This is a genomic window from Curtobacterium sp. MCLR17_040 (assembly GCF_003234735.1).
Lineage (GTDB): Bacteria > Actinomycetota > Actinomycetes > Actinomycetales > Microbacteriaceae > Curtobacterium > Curtobacterium flaccumfaciens.
This window is the reverse complement of record NZ_QKTE01000022.1, coordinates 16238-32756: the sequence shown is the minus strand read 5'-3', so window position 1 is coordinate 32756 and position 16519 is coordinate 16238. Positions and strand designations below refer to the sequence as shown.

Annotated in this window: 16 protein-coding genes and 1 tRNA gene; 11 read left to right on the top strand and 6 right to left on the bottom strand. The window is 71.5% G+C overall.

Translation table 11 applies throughout. From position 1 onward, the window contains the following. Positions 1-143: 143 nt before the first annotated feature. The 5 genes from DEJ01_RS15540 (at position 144) to DEJ01_RS15520 (ending at position 5095) form a co-directional block, all read left to right on the top strand. Positions 144-1364, top strand: a complete 1221-nt coding sequence (locus DEJ01_RS15540; RefSeq protein ID WP_111093516.1) for a sensor histidine kinase — start codon at positions 144-146, stop codon at positions 1362-1364. Next, positions 1361-2608, top strand: coding sequence for a hypothetical protein (locus DEJ01_RS15535; RefSeq protein WP_111093515.1), 1248 nt, complete (start codon positions 1361-1363; stop codon positions 2606-2608). Before DEJ01_RS15540 ends, DEJ01_RS15535 begins: the two co-directional genes overlap by 4 nt. Further along, entirely contained in the window at positions 2595-3296 is a 702-nt protein-coding gene (locus tag DEJ01_RS15530) for a response regulator transcription factor (RefSeq protein ID WP_035808846.1), read from the top strand. The genes DEJ01_RS15535 and DEJ01_RS15530 overlap by 14 nt, the downstream gene beginning before the upstream one ends. Further along, complete coding sequence (locus DEJ01_RS15525; RefSeq protein WP_111038068.1) at positions 3296-3922, top strand: thymidine kinase; 627 nt, start codon at positions 3296-3298, stop codon at positions 3920-3922. Before DEJ01_RS15530 ends, DEJ01_RS15525 begins: the two co-directional genes overlap by 1 nt. 129 nt (positions 3923-4051) lie before the next feature. Then, positions 4052-5095: an LLM class flavin-dependent oxidoreductase gene (locus DEJ01_RS15520; protein WP_111029414.1), complete on the top strand. Its 1044-nt coding sequence runs from the start codon at positions 4052-4054 to the stop codon at positions 5093-5095. A gap of 75 nt (positions 5096-5170) precedes the next feature. Here the strand turns inward: DEJ01_RS15520 and DEJ01_RS15515 are convergent, their stop codons facing one another. The 5 genes from DEJ01_RS15515 to DEJ01_RS15495 all read right to left on the bottom strand — a co-directional run bounded on the left by DEJ01_RS15515 (position 5171) and on the right by DEJ01_RS15495 (position 10664). Continuing rightward, positions 5171-5788 carry a response regulator gene (locus DEJ01_RS15515; protein WP_111022276.1) on the bottom strand — a complete coding sequence of 206 codons (618 nt, stop codon included), beginning with the start codon at positions 5786-5788 and terminating at the stop codon, positions 5171-5173. After that, entirely contained in the window at positions 5785-6819 is a 1035-nt protein-coding gene (locus tag DEJ01_RS15510) for a sensor histidine kinase (protein ID WP_111093514.1), read from the bottom strand. Before DEJ01_RS15510 ends, DEJ01_RS15515 begins: the two co-directional genes overlap by 4 nt. Positions 6820-6976: 157 nt before the next feature. Then, positions 6977-7050, bottom strand: a tRNA-Pro gene (locus tag DEJ01_RS15505). Between the two features lie 93 nt (positions 7051-7143). Next, entirely contained in the window at positions 7144-8100 is a 957-nt protein-coding gene (locus DEJ01_RS15500; RefSeq protein ID WP_071405008.1) for a metallophosphoesterase, read from the bottom strand. After that, on the bottom strand, positions 8097-10664 hold the full coding sequence (locus tag DEJ01_RS15495; protein WP_111093513.1) for a transglycosylase domain-containing protein: 2568 nt from the start codon (positions 10662-10664) through the stop codon (positions 8097-8099). The genes DEJ01_RS15500 and DEJ01_RS15495 overlap by 4 nt, the downstream gene beginning before the upstream one ends. 50 nt (positions 10665-10714) lie before the next feature. Between DEJ01_RS15495 and DEJ01_RS15490 the strand changes: the two genes are divergently transcribed. Further along, entirely contained in the window at positions 10715-10873 is a 159-nt protein-coding gene (locus DEJ01_RS15490; RefSeq protein WP_017888699.1) for a DUF4177 domain-containing protein, read from the top strand. After that, a complete protein-coding gene (locus DEJ01_RS15485) occupies positions 10870-11331 on the top strand; it encodes a RidA family protein (protein ID WP_071405006.1) in 462 nt (153 codons plus the stop codon). Before DEJ01_RS15490 ends, DEJ01_RS15485 begins: the two co-directional genes overlap by 4 nt. Positions 11332-11410: 79 nt before the next feature. Here the strand turns inward: DEJ01_RS15485 and acs are convergent, their stop codons facing one another. Next, the gene (gene acs, locus DEJ01_RS15480) at positions 11411-13363 is read right to left on the bottom strand and encodes an acetate--CoA ligase (protein ID WP_111093512.1); all 1953 of its coding nucleotides are present in this window, start codon (positions 13361-13363) and stop codon (positions 11411-11413) included. Positions 13364-14116: 753 nt separating this feature from the next. On the opposite strand from acs, the gene DEJ01_RS15475 reads away from it, so the two are divergent. From DEJ01_RS15475 to DEJ01_RS15460, 4 genes are all read left to right on the top strand, one after another. Beyond that, positions 14117-15046, top strand: a complete 930-nt coding sequence (locus tag DEJ01_RS15475; RefSeq protein ID WP_111093511.1) for a CpaF family protein — start codon at positions 14117-14119, stop codon at positions 15044-15046. Further along, positions 15043-15876: a type II secretion system F family protein gene (locus tag DEJ01_RS15470; RefSeq protein WP_181438473.1), complete on the top strand. Its 834-nt coding sequence runs from the start codon at positions 15043-15045 to the stop codon at positions 15874-15876. Before DEJ01_RS15475 ends, DEJ01_RS15470 begins: the two co-directional genes overlap by 4 nt. An 84-nt stretch (positions 15877-15960) precedes the next feature. Then, on the top strand, positions 15961-16203 hold the full coding sequence (locus DEJ01_RS15465; RefSeq protein WP_181438472.1) for a DUF4244 domain-containing protein: 243 nt from the start codon (positions 15961-15963) through the stop codon (positions 16201-16203). Positions 16204-16213: 10 nt separating this feature from the next. After that, positions 16214-16519 carry a TadE family type IV pilus minor pilin gene (locus DEJ01_RS15460; RefSeq protein WP_181438471.1) on the top strand — a complete coding sequence of 102 codons (306 nt, stop codon included), beginning with the start codon at positions 16214-16216 and terminating at the stop codon, positions 16517-16519.

Below are 16519 nucleotides of genomic sequence, written 5' to 3'. Positions count from 1 at the left end.
CCACGTTCGGGGGACAGCAAGACCCCGGTCCGGGCCGCTATCATCGTGCGGGTCGCCGCACGGCCCCGGATTCGGGGTACACGGCCGCTGCTCCGGTGGTTGGATCGTGGACGGCGCCCTCGCCACCCGGAAGGATCCACCTCGTGCTCGGCATCCCCACGCACCTCGCACCGCGAGTGAACGCGTGGTCGACCGTGCGCGCATTCCACGCCGGCGCCATCGGCTCGCTGTTGGCCGCGGCCATCACGCTCGTGCTCTACGGGCTGTCCGAGCCCGGGGTGCAGGTCGTCGGCACCGCGCTGGCGGTCGTCCCGATGCTCGCCATGATCGGCGTGCACGTGCAGTTCGGCACCCGGGTCTCGGCGATCGCGTTCCTGGCCGTCGGTGGCGTCTGCGCCTGGTGGTTCGCCGTCGGGGTCCAGCAGCAGGTGCCGACCGGGTGGGTGACCTCGTACCTGATGTCCCTCGTCGTGATCCCGCTCATCCTGGTCGGGGGAGCCGGCGCCGTGCCGAGCCGCGTCGTGCTGTGGTCCTTCGTCGGCTTCCTGACCGGACGACTCGCGACCTGGATCGCCATCGTGCAGGCCGACCAGTCGCCCCGTCCGCTCATCCTGGCCTGGGTCACCCTGGGCTTCGTGGTCGCGCTCGTGCTCTTCACGACCCGCAGCACGGGGCGGAGCGAACGGGTGCAGCCCGAACTCCTGCGCTCGGCGCGCGAAGAACACGTGTCCGCGTACCGCGCCGGGGTCGAGGCCGAGGCGTCCGCGATCCTGCACGACACCGTGCTCAACCACCTCGGCGCGATCGCCCTCGCGCCCGACGGCCCGATGGACCCGCACCTCGCCGAGACGGTCGACGCCGACGTCGCGGTGCTCACCGGCAAGGGGTGGCTCGCGCCGGCCGCCCGCCCGCGTCCCGGGGCCGCGGCCGAGGCGTTCGGCACCATGGTCGCCGAGCACCGGACGCTCGGACTCGACGTGACCGTCTCGGGTGACACCTCCGCGCTCGAGCGCCTGGACCAGCGTGCGCTGTCGGCGGTGGTCCGGGCCGTCGGCCAGTGCCTGGCCAACGTGCGGAAGCACGCGGGGACCGACGCCGCAGAGGTCAGCGTGTTCGACGACAGCGCGTCCTGCACCGTCATGGTCGTCGACGACGGTCGTGGGTTCGACGAGGACGCCACCGGAGCCGACCGGATGGGCCTCCGCGGTTCGGTGCGAGAGCGGATCGGCCGGGTCGGCGGTGACGTCCAGATCTGGTCGTCGCCCGGTTCCGGCACGAGCGTGATGATGACCGTGCCGTACGGACCGGTCACCGGCGCGGTCACCGTGCCGGCGGTCAGCGACGGCCGGGGGACCGAGCGATGACGGCGGCTCGGCAGCACGGGTCCCGCCGCACCGCCCAGCAGTACGACCCGCTCGGCGCGATGGGGTCGCGGCCACTGGCCGTCGTGCTCGGTGCCGGCAGCGTCGTCTGGGCCCTGCTCGTGTCGATCTTCGACCGCGACGTCGTGGGCAGCCCCACCCTCAGTGCCCTCACCGTGCTGCTCGTCGCGGCCTCGGCGGTGGTGGTGCTCGCCGCTTCGAGCCCGTTCCGTGCGCCGTTCCCGCGGTCGGCGTTCGTCGCGCACGTCGGGTTGCTCGGCCTGGCATCGGTGACGAGCGTCGCGGCGCAGTGGGGGCCGGACCGCAGTGCCCTGAACGACTTCATGTCCCTGATCACCGCGACCGGCATCGTCATGGTCGCGCCGTACCGCCCGTGGACCGACCTGACGATCGGTGGGTTCGTGCTGGCCGCGGTGAACGCCGTGACCTGGGGCGCGGGCGCCGCGGAGTTCCCGCACGAGGTGCCGGTCGCCGTCGCGGCGTTCCTGGCCGCGGCACCGACGCTCGTGCTGACCGCCGCGTCCGCGGTGTTCGCCTGGACCTTCGCGGGGCTCGCCGAACGGGTGCAGATCCGCGCCGGGTCGTACTCCGTCGCACGTGCCGAGCGGGACGGCATCGCGGCGAGCGTGCAGCAGGACCGCTCGACGATCCTGTCCCGCGACGTCGCCCCGTTCTTCGCCGAGCTCCGCACGCGCGACGTCATCACCGACGCCGACCGTGCCCGTGCCCGCGCGATCGCCGACGGCATCCGCGCGTCCATGGTCGCCGACGCCGACCGCACCTGGTTCGAGCACGCCGTCCGGGTCGACGGCGGCCAGGCGCCGGTGGTCGACGACCCCGACGGCCTCATCGCGACGCTCGACACCGACCAGCGGGCGGTCGTCCGCACGTTCGTCCGTGCGGCCCTCCGAGCCTCGACCGTCGACCCGGCCGGCTTCCGCGCGACCGTGCGACGAGCGGACACTCTGGCGGACCCGGCGCCCCAGGCCCGCCCGGCGGACCACGCGGCCCCCGCGGCCCGGGCAGCCCTGGCGGCCCGACCCGCGCAGGCACCCGCACCCGGCCGTGTGTCCGTCGACATGGAGCTCGCCGTCGCGGACTCCGACATCGGCATCCACCGCACCTTCGACCCCTACTTCGCCGTCCTCCGCGTGACGTTCCCCGACCTCGACGTCGCAGTCCGCCCTTCCGCCCTCGCACTAAGGTTCTCCTATGACCAGCACTGACCCGAACAGGCTCTCGGAGGGGTCGCCGTCCCTCCCGAACCCGGGAGCGCGACGTGTGCGGCTGGCCATCCTCGACGACCACGAGGTGCTGCTGGACAGCCTGTCGAGCTGGATCGCGGTGAACGCGTTCGACTTCGACCTGGCCCTGACCGCGCACACCTGGCTCGAGATGGTCCACAGTGACAGCTTCCCGACCGACCTGGTGTTCCTGGACTTCCAGCTCAAGGAACCGGTCTCGATCGAGGCCCGTGTCCGCACGTGCCGTGCCGCCGGAGCGAAGGTCATCGTGCTCTCGAGCGTCGACAGCCGTGAGTCCCGCGACCGCGCCCTGGCCGCCGGCGCCGCGGCGTTCCTGTCGAAGTCGCTCCCGATGCGCGAGGTCATGGACGTCGCCCGCGAGATCATGGGCGTCGCCCGCGAGACCCCGCAGCCCCGGGAGTGGCGTCCGCTGCCGACGGGTGCCGCCGCGCACCAGCGGCCGAAGCTCAGCGCCGGTGAGGAAGAGGCGCTGCGGCTCTACGTGTCCGGCTACTCGACGAACGAGGTCGCCGCGCAGATGAACGTGCAGTACGAGACCGCGAAGACCTACCTGCGTCGCGTGCGCGAGAAGTACAGCAAGGTGGGCCGCCCCGCCTCGAAGAAGTCCGACCTCATCCGTCGGGCCGCCGAGGACGGGTTCCTCGCGTAGTGGCGAAGCTCTACTTCCGCTACGGCGCGATGAACAGCGGCAAGAGCACGGGCTTGCTGCAGGCGGCCTACAACTACGAGGAGCGCGGGCACCGGGTGCTGCTCGCCAAGCCCGCGGTGGACACCAAGGGCGACCGTGAGATCGTCTCCCGCCTCGGCGTCACCCGGACCGTCGACATCGTGTTCTCGCCGGACGCCGACGTGCGCCAGGCCGTCTCCGCCGCCGGTGCCGTCGACCCCGAGTCGGAGCGCCTGGACGGCATGGTGCGGCCCGTCAGCTGCGTGCTCGTCGACGAGGCGCAGTTCCTCACCCCGCGACAGGTCGACGACCTGCTGCGCATCGCGGTGCTCGACGAGATCCCGGTCATCACCTACGGCATCCGCACGGACTTCCGCACCGAGGCGTTCCCCGGCAGCGCCCGCCTGCTCGAGGTCGCGCACTCCCTCGAAGAGCTGAAGACCATCTGCCGCTGCGGCCGCAAGGCGGTCTTCAACGCCCGGACGGTCGACGGCCGGTTCGTCTTCGACGGATCCCAGGTCGCGATCGACGGCGTCGACGTCGCCTACGAGTCGCTCTGCGCCAACTGCTACCTGACGGAGTCCGGCGGCCGCCTCGACGGCGCCTGACCGCTCGCGCCGGCGTGCGTCCGGTACGCACCCAGCAGACGGACTGGAGGCCCGTGGCGGCGCCGCCACGGGCCTCCAGTCCGTCGCGTGCACAGGAATGCACGTGCGCCGGCGTGTGTTGGTGACCACATGACCGACGACACCCTGCATCTGTCCGTCCTCGACCTGGCCACCCGCGAGTACGGCCAGTCCAACACCGAGGCCCTGCAGGGGTCCATCGACATGGCCGTGCGCGCCGAGCAGCTCGGGTACGAGCGGTTCTGGGTCGCCGAGCACCACGGGATGCCGGGCATCACCTCCTCGGCCCCGGCGGTGCTGCTGAGCGCCGTCGGCGCGGCCACCTCGACCATCCGCATCGGGTCCGGTGGCGTCATGCTGCCGAACCACGCGCCCCTCGTCGTCGCCGAGCAGTTCGGCACCCTCCGTGCGCTGTACGGCGACCGGGTCGACCTCGGGCTGGGGCGCGCTCCCGGCACCGACGGTGCGACGGCGATGGCCCTCCGTCGCACCGACCGACTCGACGTCGACGACTTCCCGGACCGCCTGGCCGACCTGATCGGGTTCTTCACCGGCATGGGCGCGGAGAACCCGCTGGCGGGCATCCGCGCCGTGCCGGGCTACGGCGATGTGCCGGAGTTCTGGCTGCTCGGGTCCTCCGGCTACAGCGCCCAGGTTGCCGGTGCTCTCGGCATCTCGTTCGCCTTCGCCCACCACTTCGCGTCCGACAACACCGAGGCGGCACTCGCCCTGTACCGCGACTCGTTCCGTCCGTCGCGCTTCCGCCAGACGCCGAACGCGCTGATCGGTGTGCAGGTCGTCACCGACGAGGACCCCGCCGTCATCGACGAGCAGAGCGCACCGGGCATGATCTCGTTCATCCGGATGCGCTCGGGCCGGAAGCCCGAGCCGGTGTCGATGGACGAGGCGCGTGCGTACGAGTTCAACGACCTCGAGCGTCGGTTCATCGCGGCCCGCACCGAGCGGCAGGCCTACGGCAACGCCGAGCAGGTCGCGGAGAAGATCAACGCACTCGTGGCGTCGACCGGGGCGAACGGCGTGATCGTCTCGCCTGGTGCTGCACAGGCGCGGTACCGGCACCAGGCGCTCGACGTCGTGGCCGGGCTGCACGCGGCCGGCAAGCTCGTGCCCGCGGGTGCGTCGGTCTCCGTCTAGGTCGCTTCGTGAGCAGGAATGGTCGGGTGTCCGCTGGGCACCCGACCATTCCTGCTCACGAAGTTGCGTGGTGCCTCAGGTGAGCAGGCCCAGGCGCGTGGCTGCGGCGACCGCCCCGACGCGGGAACCGACGTCCAGCTTGCGGAAGACGTTGTAGACGTGCCGCTTGACGGTGCCGATCGCGAGCTGCAGGTCGGCGGCGATCTCGGCGTTGGTCCGGGCGGCGGCGAGGAGTCGCAGAACCTCGAGCTCGCGGTCGCTCAACGGTGAGCCGGCTCGGGCCTCGGTCACCAGGTCGACGGGGAACGTGACGGGTGCCGCATCGGCGTGGGCTGCGCGGGCGATCCGGTCGACGAGTTCACGGCTCGGGGTGTCCTTCGTGACGAAGTCGACCGCGCCGGCATCGAGCAGGGTCCGGCGGAGGACGGCATCCCGGTGCATCGTGAGCACCACCACCCGGATGTCCGGGCGGGTCCGGCGGACCGTGGCGATCGTCGTCCGTGCCGGCGGGCCGTCCAGCTCCACGTCGAGCAGCAGGACGTCGATCGCGGCGGCCTCGGGGGAGTCGAGCACCTCCGACGGTCGTTCGCCGTGCGCCACGACGCGGATCGTGGGGACCGCGGCCAGGATCGTGGCGAGTCCTTCGCGGAAGAGCCGGTGGTCGTCGACGATGGCGACGTGGGTGACGGTCACAGGGTGCCCCTCGGGATGGTCAGTCGGACGGTGGTGCCGTGGTCTCGGCTGCCGCGGACGCTCTCGACGTCGAGCCGGGCGCCGATCACCGCCGCACGCTCGCGCATGGTCTGCTGGCCGAGGCGGCCGTCGGCGTCGCTCTCCACGTCGAACCCCGGGCCGTCATCGGCGACCGTCACCACCAGCGCTGCGGGTGACCAGAGGAAGCGCACCGAAGCCGTCGATCCACGCGCGTGCTTGCTGCGGTTCGTGAGCGCCTCGAGCAGGATCGTCAGCGCTTCCTCGGCCTGCCAGTTCGGCAGGGGACCGGCCACACCCGTCGACTCGATGGACAGGAGGTCGTCGTCGGGGAACAGGTCGCGCACGTGCCGCCGGAGCGCGTCGTCGAGCAGGGCATCCCCGACCCGGGCGTGCAGGCTCACTGCGAGGTCCTGGACGTCGCCGAGTGCGCTCCGGAGCAACCGCGCTGCGTCGTCGAGCTGATCGGCTCGTTCGTCCGCCGGTGGATCCGTCAGCAGGACGAGGTCGAGGCGCTGCAGCCCGGCGAGGATGCCGTGGGCGACGCGGTCGTGCAGGTCCCGCGCGATCTGCGTCCGGGAGTCCAGGTGCGCCGTGGTGAGGCGTTGGCGCAGTGCCTCCGTGTACGCGACAGCCCCGGCCGGGAACCGGCTCCAGATGCCGGCGTGCAGGGCCCTGGTGGCGCGCAGGACCTCGGCGGTGGACGCCGCGCCGACCTCGTCGACGAAGACCGGCAGGTAGGCGTCGAACAGCATCTCCGCCGCGAGCATGGCGCCGGCCGGGTGCTGGGCGTGCTCGGCGTGCAGACTGCCGGTCGCCAGGTGCTCGGGGTCGAGGAACGCGTGGCTCACGACGCTGCCGTCGGTTCCCGCGGCGTAGCGCTCGTGGGCCTCGGCGATCATCGACGAGACGTTCTCGGTCAGGCTCTGCGCCAGCGCCGGGTCGTCCGCGATGTCGGGGAACTCGGCGGCGATCGCGGCGAGCACGGCGGCGAGGGGATGGTCGTTCTGCATGGCGCTTGCGAGCGTAGCGGGAGGGGCTGCTCGTGATGGGGCGGGGACCGGCTGACTGGGTCGTGCGACCCATCGGGCGGCCGAGATGCACCCGGGGAAAGCAGAAGGCCCTGGTTCCGGAGAACCAGGGCCTTCTTCGTACTGTCTCAACACAGTGTCGGGGTGACAGGATTTGAACCTGCGACCTCCTCGTCCCGAACGAGGCGCGCTACCAAGCTGCGCCACACCCCGCGGTGTGATCACTCCGTACCGGAGCAACCAGACAATACTATCCGATGATCGGGGATGCTCACGACCATCCGGTGAACTCCCGGGCGCGTCGGCTCAGGAAGCCCGTGCGGTGAGGGTGACCACGACGGCCTCGGGCCGGCAGGCGAACCGGACGGGCGCGTAGATCGAGGTGCCGAGACCGGCCGAGACCTCGAGCCACGACCAGTGGTTGCGGTGCTCCCACTTGTGCAACCCGCTCGCGTACCGGCGGGGGAGGTCGCTGTTCGTGACGAGCGCGCCGACCCCGGGGACCGCCACCTGACCGCCGTGGGTGTGCCCGGCGAAGATGATGTCGGCACCCTGGGTCACGAAGGCATCGAGCACGCGACGGTAGGGCGCGTGCGTGACACCGATCGCGACCGGAGCGGGGCCGTCCTCGTCCTCGGACCACGGCACGTCGCTGCGCATCTCGTCGACGTTGGTGGGGAGGAGGTCGAGGCGGTCCCAGTCGCGGTGCGCGTCCGAGGTGCCGAACAGCTCGAACCGGGAGCCGCGGAGTTCGATCGCGTGCGCCTGGTCGTTGAGGTCGAGCCAGCCGAGCGACTCGAAGAACGCCGTCTGCCGGTCGATGTCGAGACCGACGGGCTCCGCAGCCTTGTGCATCCGGCTCGGCCCCGAGAAGTACTTGAGCGGGTTGCGCGGGGAGGGCCCGAAGAAGTCGTTCGACCCGTAGGCGAAGACACCGGGCACCCCGCGGAACGGCTCGAGCGCGTACTCCACGGCGGCGTTCGCGGTCGCGTGGCCGAGGTTGTCCCCGGTGTTCACGATGAAGTCCGGTTCGACCAGGCTCAGGTCGCGCAGCCACTGCTGCTTGTCGGCCTGCCACGGGGCCATGTGGATGTCGGAGAGGTGCAGGACGGTGACGTCACGGGAACCCGGCGGGAGCACCGGGACGGTCTCCCACCGGATCCCGAAGCGACGACGCTCGACGAGCGAACCCCACGCCGCCGAAGCAGCTCCGACGGCCGCGCCGGCAGCGAGGACACCGAGTGCGGTGCGACCGCGGGTCACTTGCAGTCCTTGGGCGCCTTGCCGTTCTTGTCGCCGTAGAGCTGGATCGTCACGTTGTCGTTCTTGTTCGCCGTTGCGTTGATCGCCGGCTCGACCGCGGCGACCTTGCAGGTCTTGCCACCGCCGCCCTTGGCGTAGCTGTCGGCGAGGTTGACGCTCGTGAACCCGGCATCGTTCAGGGCCGAGCGGGCGTCCCCGAGGGAGTCGCCGCCGATCTCGGGAACGGTCGCCTGGGTGCCGTCGGACGTGTAGACGGTGACGCTCGAGCCCGAGGACAGGAGCGCACCCGCCGCCGGGGACGTCGAGGTCACGGAACCGGGGTTCCCCGTGCCGGGACGCGCGCCGCCGTCGACGTACGTGAACCCGGCGCCCGAGATCGCCGCGCGGGCCTCGTCCGCCGTCTTGCCCTGCAGGTTCGGCAGTGCCTTGGCGTTGCCGCGGAGCGCCGAGGTGTTCGGGTCGGTGAACGGACCCGCTGGGTAGATCGCGTTGACCGGCGTCTGCGCCTGCCGCCACACGTCCGCACGGCTGGCGGCGTACGTGCCGCTCACCCCGTTGCTGAAGTTGCGGAGGTTGGTGAGCTTGCCGTCGGTGTTGCCCTGCCAGTAGGCGGTGGCGACACGCGAGCTCGAGCCGACCAGCCAGATCTGGTTGCCGTCGTCGGTCGTACCCGTCTTGCCGAACAGCTGCATGCCATCCGGGGTCTGTGCGCCGCGAGCGGTGCCGTTGGCGATCGTGCCCTTCATGGCGTAGATGGCGGCGTGAGCGACCTCGGGGTCGATCGCCTGCTTGCAGTCCTTGGTCTGTCCGCCGAGCTTCTTGCCGGACGGCGAGGTGATCTGGTCGATGGCGATCGGCTTGCAGTAGATGCCGTTGTTCGCGACGGCGGCGTACGCGGCGGCCATCGTCATGGGCGCGATCTCGTTGATGCCGAGGACCGACGACGGGTTGGAGAGGAGCTCTCCGCCGTCCGCACGGTGGACGCCGAGGGATTCGGCGACCTTCTTGATGTCGCAGAGGTCGAGCTTCTGCGCCATGTTGAGGAACGCCAGGTTGATGGACTGGGCCGTCGCCGCGGCGACGGTGTAGTTGCCGCTCTCGCCGGGACTGTCGTTCTTCGGCCGGTATCCGCCTCCGACGTAGTACGGCTGGCCGCACTGGGTCCACCCCGTCGACATGTCACGCGGCGCGCCACTGACGACCTCGTTCAGCCCGTGCCCGGCCTGCAGCCACGCGAGCAGGGTGAAGAGCTTGTAGGTCGAGCCCGTCTGGAAGCCCTTGGCGCTGCCGTACTTCTCGTCGACGCTGTAGTTCAGGGACGTCGATGTCGGCGCGGACTTCAACGACTCGTCGAAGTCCTTGTTCTGTGCCATCGTGACGATGCGGCCGGAGCCTGCCTCGATCGAGTTCAGCGTGGCGCCCAGGGCCAGGTTCGTCTCGGCCTTGTTGTCGTACGTGTTGACGAGACGCTTCTGCTCGGCGTTCAGGTCGATGTTCAGCGTCGTCTGGATCTTGTACCCACCGTTGCGCCACGCGGTGTCACGAGCCTTCTGCGACGAGCCGAGCTGCGACATCTCGAGTACGACCTTCTTGGCGTAGTCGCAGAAGAACTGCGAGCCGTCGCCGACCGAGGCGCGGCAGCCCTGCGAGGGCTGCGTCAGGTGCACGTAGTCCGCCGGCTTCGACTGGCGAGCCGTTCGGTACTCGGCCTCGGTGAGGTTCTTCTGGTCGTACATCGAACGGAGCACGACGTTGCGCCGGGCGACGTTGGCGTCGTACTTCTTCGGGCTCGACAGGTTGCGCGCCTCGGGGTACTGCACGATCGCGATGAGCGACGCGGCCTCGGCCGGGGTCAGGTCGGTCGCGCTCTTGTTGTAGTAGTGCTGCGCCGCGGCCTGCACGCCGTAGGTCTGGTCGCCGAAGTAGGCGATGTTCAGGTAGGCGGTGAGGATCTCCTTCTTGGAGTACTTCTTCGCCAGCCCGATCGCGAGCTTCATCTCCTCCAGCTTGCGGGGGATGGTCTGCTCGACGGCCTCGTTGTAGGCCTTCTCCTGCTCCTTCTTGGTGGGGAGGTTCAGGGCTTCGTTCATCTTGATGTTGCGGACGAGCTGCATGGTCAGCGTCGATCCACCGCCCGAGTCGCCGAGGCCGCCCGCGATGCTGCCCACACCGGCGCGGATGAGCGACGTCATGTCGACGCCGCCGTGGTCGTAGAAGCGCTTGTCCTCGCCGTCGATCGCCGCGTTCTTCAGCTGGTCGCTGATCTGGTCGAACTTCAGCTCTTGGCGGTTCTGGTCGTACAGGGTGGCGAAGTGCACCGACTTGCCGCCCGAGTACGCGTACAGCTCGTTGCGCTGCGGCAGGTCACCGATCTCGATGTACTCCGGCAGGGACTCGAACACACCGATCGTGGACGTCGTCGTGACACCGGCGACGGCGATGGCCGGGGTGACCCCGATCGTGACGAGCAGGCCGGCGAGGGCACTGAACCCGACGAATCCGATGAAGGCGCCGACTGCTGAGACGGGCTTGGTCCGCGATGCAGACGTCTTCTGGGCAGACATAGGATGCAGCCTAAACGACACCCCCGACTGAAAGGCTGGCAAGGAACCGCATGACTCGCTGGGAGTACTTCACCACGCCGCTGATGATCCACAACACCACCGCGATCCTCAACAACTACGGGGACGAGGGCTGGGAGCTGGTCCAGATCGTCACCGGGCCCGAGGGCGGTCTCGTCGCCTACCTGAAGCGCCCCAAGGCCGACGCATGAGCGTCTCCGACCGGCTCGCCGAACTCGGCCTGACGATCCCCGCGGTCGCCGCGCCCGTCGCCGCCTACGTGCCCGCCGTCGTGACGGGCCAGTACGTCTACACGGCGGGCCAGCTGCCCTTCGTCGACGGCGCCCTGCCCGTGACCGGCAAGGTCGGTACCGACGTCGACGCGGAGACCGCCGCCGCGCAGGCTCGCGTGGCCGCGCTGAACGCCCTGGCCGCCGTGCAGTCGGTCGCCGGTTCGCTCGACCGCGTGGCCCGTGTCGTCAAGGTCACGGTCTTCGTCGCGTCGGACCCGTCGTTCACCGGCCAGCCCGGTGTCGCGAACGGCGCGTCGACCCTGGTCGGCGAGGTCTTCGGCGACGCCGGCGTCCACGCGCGGAGCGCGGTGGGCGTCGCCGTGCTCCCGCTGGACGCGCCGGTCGAGGTCGAGCTGGTGGTGGAGCTCACCGCCTGACGGCAGTGACCGACGGAACGAACGTGAGCAGGGCCTCCAGTCTGTATCTGACTGGAAGCCCTGCTTCCGTCTGGCGGGACTACATGAGTTCCGCGATGGTCGCCATGATCGTCGGGTCGGCGAGCGTCGTCGTGTCGCCGATGCGGCGGCCCTCGGCCGCGTCGCGGAGCAGCCGCCGCATGATCTTGCCGGAGCGTGTCTTCGGCAGCTCCGGCACGATGACGACCTGGCGCGGCTTCGCGATCGCGCCGATCCGCTTGCCGACCCAGTTGCGGAGCTCTGCGGAGGCGGTCTCGCGGTCCACGTCGGCGGCGGCCTCGGCTGTCAGGATGACGAAGGCGACGACGGCCTGCCCGGTGGTCTCGTCGGCGGCCCCGACCACGGCGGCCTCGGCGACGCCCTCGTGGCCGACCAGGGCGGACTCGATCTCGGCCGTCGACAGGCGGTGTCCCGAGACGTTCATGACGTCGTCGACGCGCCCCTGCACCCAGATGTCGCCCTGCCCGTCGAGCCGCGCGCCGTCGCCGGCGAAGTAGCGGCCGGGGAACCGCGACCAGTACGTCTCCACGAACCGGTCCGGGTCGTTCCAGATTCCGCGGGCCATCGACGGCCACGGCTCGGTGATCGTGAGGTAGCCGCTCTCGCCCGGGTCGGCGCGGTTGCCGTCGTCGTCGACGATCTCGGCGACGATGCCCGGCAGCGGCGTCTGTGCGGCGCCGGGCTTGAGCTTCGTGACGCCGGGCAGGGCGGAGATCATGATCGCGCCGGTCTCGGTCTGCCACCACGTGTCGACGATCGGCGTGCGGTCGTGGCCGATGACCTGCCGGTACCACTGCCACGCCTCCGGGTTGATCGGTTCGCCGACGCTGCCGAGCAGGCGGAGGGTCTCGAGGCTGCGCGCCTCCGGGATCTCGCGGCCGGCCTTCATCGCCGCACGGACCGCCGTGGGTGCGGTGTAGAGGACGGTGACGCCGTACGCGTCGACGAGGTCCCACCAGCGGCCGGGCTTCGGCTCGTCGGGGGTGCCCTCGTAGAGCACCTGGGTGACGCCGTTGGCGAGCGGGCCGTAGACGACGTAGGAGTGGCCGGTGATCCAGCCGATGTCGGCGGTGCACCAGTAGACGTCCTTCTCCGGGTGCATGTCGAAGACGTTCTTGTGCGTGTACGCCGCCTGGGTCAGGTAGCCGCCGGAGGTGTGCACGATGCCCTTCGGCTTCCCGGTCGTGCCCGAGGTGTACAGGATGAACAGCGGGGTCTCGGCGGGGAACGCCTGGGCCTCGTGGGTCGGCGCCGCCTTCGCCAGCTCGTCGTGCCACCAGACGTCGCGGTCGTTCCACGCGATGTCGTTGCCGCCGCGCTTGACGACCAGGACGTGCTCGACCGTGTCCGTGCCCTCGCCGGTCAGTGCCTCGTCGACTGCGGGCTTGAGCGGTGAGACGGCACCGCGCCGCCACCCGCCGTCCGCGGTGACGACGAGCTTCGCGCCGGCGTCCTCGATGCGGGCACGGAGGCTCTCCGCGCTGAACCCGCCGAAGACGACCGAGTGCACGGCACCGATACGGGCGACGGCGAGCATCGTCACGACGGCCTCGGGGATGAGCGGCAGGTACACGACCACCCGGTCGCCCTGGCCCACGCCGAGGTCGGTGAGCATGTTCGCGGCGCGCTGCACCTCGGCGGTCAGCTCGGCGTAGGTGATCCGGCGCGTGTCGCCGGGAGCGCCCTCGAAGTGGATCGCGACCCGGTCGCCGTTGCCGGCGCGGACGTGTCGGTCGAGGCAGTTCTCGGCGACGTTGAGCGTGCCGTCGGCGAACCACTTCGCGAACGGGGCGCCCGACCAGTCCAGGGTCTGCGTGAACGGGCTGCGCCAGTCGAGCAGGGAGCGGGACTGCTCGGCCCAGAACGCCTCGCGGTCGGCCGCTGCTGCGTGGTGGAGGTCCTCGCCGGCGACCGCGTCGGCCACGAACTCGGGCGGCGGCGCGAAGGTCGCTCCGTCGTCGCCTCGGGGGTCGGTCTGGGTCGGAGTGGACATCGATGTCCTTTCGCGTCGTTGCGGCCTCTGGTGGCATCCGTCGTGGATGCGTGCGAGCATCCGTCGCCGGTGCCTGCGTGCATCCGGAGACTACCCCTCGGCCGGGTCGGGGCGCGGCACGCCCGGAGGTCGTGTCCGGGGTTGCCCTGGAGGGCCGATCGTGGGGTACAGTAGATCCCGCTGGACTCGTTTCCGGCGGCATCGAATCGGATTCCCCCCAATCCCTCGATGTCAAGGCGGCACCTGTTCCCCCCAACCGGTGCCGCCTCTTCTGTTTCCCGGGGTCCGACTCGAGCGATGGTGGCTCGTCGGGCTCCGCCGTGTGCCCCGATCCGCGCAGGGACGCCGGTCGCGTGGACAGACCGGTCCATGCTCGTGCATGCATTCTGCATGTTCTTGCGTAGCAGGTGCTACGCGCAGTCCGGCCGGGGGAAGCGGGGGTAGTGGGTAGCCCCGAGCGCGTCGGTGTCGCATCATCGACCGGGGTACGGCTTTCCGTTTCGGGGGACAAACCGGTCCGTTGGTGGTGCACTCCGACGTTGTCCACAGAAGTGGGGACCGTCCCGGCTGAGGGCTGACGTGCTCCCTACCGTCGGCGGCATGCCCCTGCACCGTGCTCCACTGCTTCCCCGCGCGTCGGCGCCTTCCGCGTCGACATCGCCTGCGTTCTCGGTGCCGGCACCGGCGCGGGCGCATGCTCCGTCGGCGCCGTTCCTGCCCGGAGCAGCGCCTCCGGCTCGTCGCCGGGCGTCCGTGGTCGTCGAGTTCGAGGAACTCGCCGCCCTGGTGGCCGATGCCACCGTGACGGACGTCCTGGTGCTCGGCGGCGTGGGGACGTGGGTCGACCGCGGCACCGGCCTCGAAGCCGTGCAGCCGCGACTGACCGAAGCACGTACCCGCGAACTCGCGACGCGGCTCGTCGCGCTCGGCGGTCGCCACGTCGACGAGACCACCCCGTGCGCGGACGTCCGGCACGGGGACGGTGTCCGGGTCCACGTCGTCCTCGCCCCGGTGTCCGTCGGGGGCACCGCCGTGTCCATCCGATTGCCACAGGTCCAGCGCCCCTCCCTCGCCACCCTCGAGCGCGGCGGGACCTTCGCGTTCGTCCCGCGGTCGGTCGTCGAGGACGCCGTCGCGGCGCGCCGGAACGTCCTGGTCACCGGCGCGACCGGCAGCGGCAAGACCACGCTGCTCGCGGCGATGCTCGGGAACGTCCCCGTCGACGAGCGGATCGTGACGGTGGAGGACGTCGCGGAGCTCCGGATCGCTCATCCGCACGTCGTCGCGCTCGAGGCGCGGCAGGCGAACGCCGAGGGGGTCGGCGCACTTGGCCTCGACCGACTCGTGCGCGAGGCGCTGCGGATGCGCCCCGACCGGATCGTCGTGGGGGAGTGCCGCGGCGCCGAGGTCCGTGAACTCCTCTCCGCCCTGAACACCGGGCACGACGGGGGAGCCGGCACCGTGCACGCCAACGGCATCGCCGACGTGGCCGCTCGCCTCGAAGCACTCGGGGCACTCGCCGGCCTCGGTGCCGAGGCGCTCGCCCGGCAGGCCGTCAGCGCGTTCGACCTGGTCCTGCACGTGGAGCGACGCGCAGGCCAGCGGCGGCTCGGTGGCGTGGGCACGTTGTGCGTCGGCCCGGACGGGAGGCTCGAGGTGCGCCCGGTGGACGGGCTGCGGTGAGGCGACCCACACCCGACGGCCCGGCGCGGGTGGCCGGGGTGCTCGACCGGGTGGCGACGCTGGTCGCGGCGGGGGTCCCGCCACCGCGGGCCTGGCGGCTCGTCGGCGGGCTGCCCGGGGTCGGGGGACCCGCGCAGCAGGACATCGTCGTCGTCCTCCGCGTGGCGGACCGGACGGGAGCGCCCGTCGCGGAGACCCTCCGCGGGCTCGCCGGCGCGCTCCGACGCGCCGCGGCATCGGACCGCGCGATCCGGGTCGCCCTGGCGGGACCGCGGACGAGCGCCCGGGTCGTGCTCGCGCTGCCGCTCTTCGGGCTGGGCCTCGGTGCTACCTGGGGCGCCGGTGCCGTCGAGGTCCTGGTCGGTTCACCTGCCGGTTGGGCGTGCTCGTGCACCGCGGCCGCCCTGGTCCTGGCCGGGCGACGGTGGACCGCCCGGCTGGTCCGTTCCGCGACCCCCGACGGCCGGGTCCCCGGGGTGCTCCTCGACGCCTGGGCCGTGGCGGTCGCCGGAGGCGGGTCGTGGACCACCGCCGGGCAGGCAGTCGCCGAGGCGTCCGCGGGAGCCGCCCCGCCCGCCGGGGACGTGCACCGGCTGCGGGAGGTCCTCGACCTCGCCCGGCGGGCGGGGGTGCCCGCCGCGGGGTTGCTCCGCCGCGCCGCCGAGGACGTGCGTGACGAGGCCGCTGCCGACGGGCTCGTGGCGGCGGAACGACTGGCCGTCCGACTGGTGCTGCCACTCGGGGTCTGCGTCCTGCCGGCGTTCGTGCTCGTGGGGGTGGTGCCCGTGGTGGTCGGGGTCCTCTCCTCCACGGTGGGCGGGGCCGCGTGACCTGTCCACAGATGGAGCCGAGGCCTCCTCGTCGACACCCCAGCCAGGACACGCTGGTCCCACCGAACAGAAAGGACGGACTCCATGAGCACCACGTCATCCCCTGACCGCCGCACCCGTCGGGCCATCCGCCACCACCGTCGCCCGCGTCCCCTCGTCGCCCGGTGGTCGTCCCGGCTGCGGGACGACCGGGGATCGGCCACCGCCGAGTACGCGGTCGTCATCCTCGCCGCCGTGGCCTTCGCGGGTGTGCTCGTCGCGGTCATGCGCTCCGGCGAGGTCCAGACCATCCTCACCGACCTCGTCCGTGGCGCGCTCTCGCTGTGAGCGCGGCTCGGTGACCGTCGAGTTCGCGGTGGCGCTCCCCGTGCTGGCGATCGTGCTGACCGCCCTCGTCGCAGCCGTCCTCGTCGTCGACGCGCAGGGCCGTCTGCAACTCGCCGCAGCCACCGCCGCCCGGGCGATCGGGCGTGACGACGAGCACCAGGGCCGGTCCGCGGCCGACCGGATCGCTCCGGGGGTCTCGGTCGTCGTCCGGTCGGACGGCGACCTGGTCTGCGTCGACGCCACGCGCGGCGGGACCGGTCCCTTCGCGGCGCTCCCACTGACCGCGACGGGGTGTGCCGCGGCCCGAGGGGGCTGA

Coding starts and splice junctions, on each gene's coding strand:
- DEJ01_RS15535 (WP_111093515.1), top strand. CDS start 1,361: ATGACGGCGGCTCGGCAGCACGGGTCCCGCCGCACCGCCCAGCAGTAC.
- DEJ01_RS15530 (WP_035808846.1), top strand. CDS start 2,595: ATGACCAGCACTGACCCGAACAGGCTCTCGGAGGGGTCGCCGTCCCTC.
- DEJ01_RS15520 (WP_111029414.1), top strand. CDS start 4,052: ATGACCGACGACACCCTGCATCTGTCCGTCCTCGACCTGGCCACCCGC.
- DEJ01_RS15510 (WP_111093514.1), bottom strand. CDS start 6,819: ATGCAGAACGACCATCCCCTCGCCGCCGTGCTCGCCGCGATCGCCGCC.
- DEJ01_RS15495 (WP_111093513.1), bottom strand. CDS start 10,664: ATGTCTGCCCAGAAGACGTCTGCATCGCGGACCAAGCCCGTCTCAGCA.
- DEJ01_RS15490 (WP_017888699.1), top strand. CDS start 10,715: ATGACTCGCTGGGAGTACTTCACCACGCCGCTGATGATCCACAACACC.
- DEJ01_RS15485 (WP_071405006.1), top strand. CDS start 10,870: ATGAGCGTCTCCGACCGGCTCGCCGAACTCGGCCTGACGATCCCCGCG.
- acs (WP_111093512.1), bottom strand. CDS start 13,363: ATGTCCACTCCGACCCAGACCGACCCCCGAGGCGACGACGGAGCGACC.
- DEJ01_RS15465 (WP_181438472.1), top strand. CDS start 15,961: ATGAGCACCACGTCATCCCCTGACCGCCGCACCCGTCGGGCCATCCGC.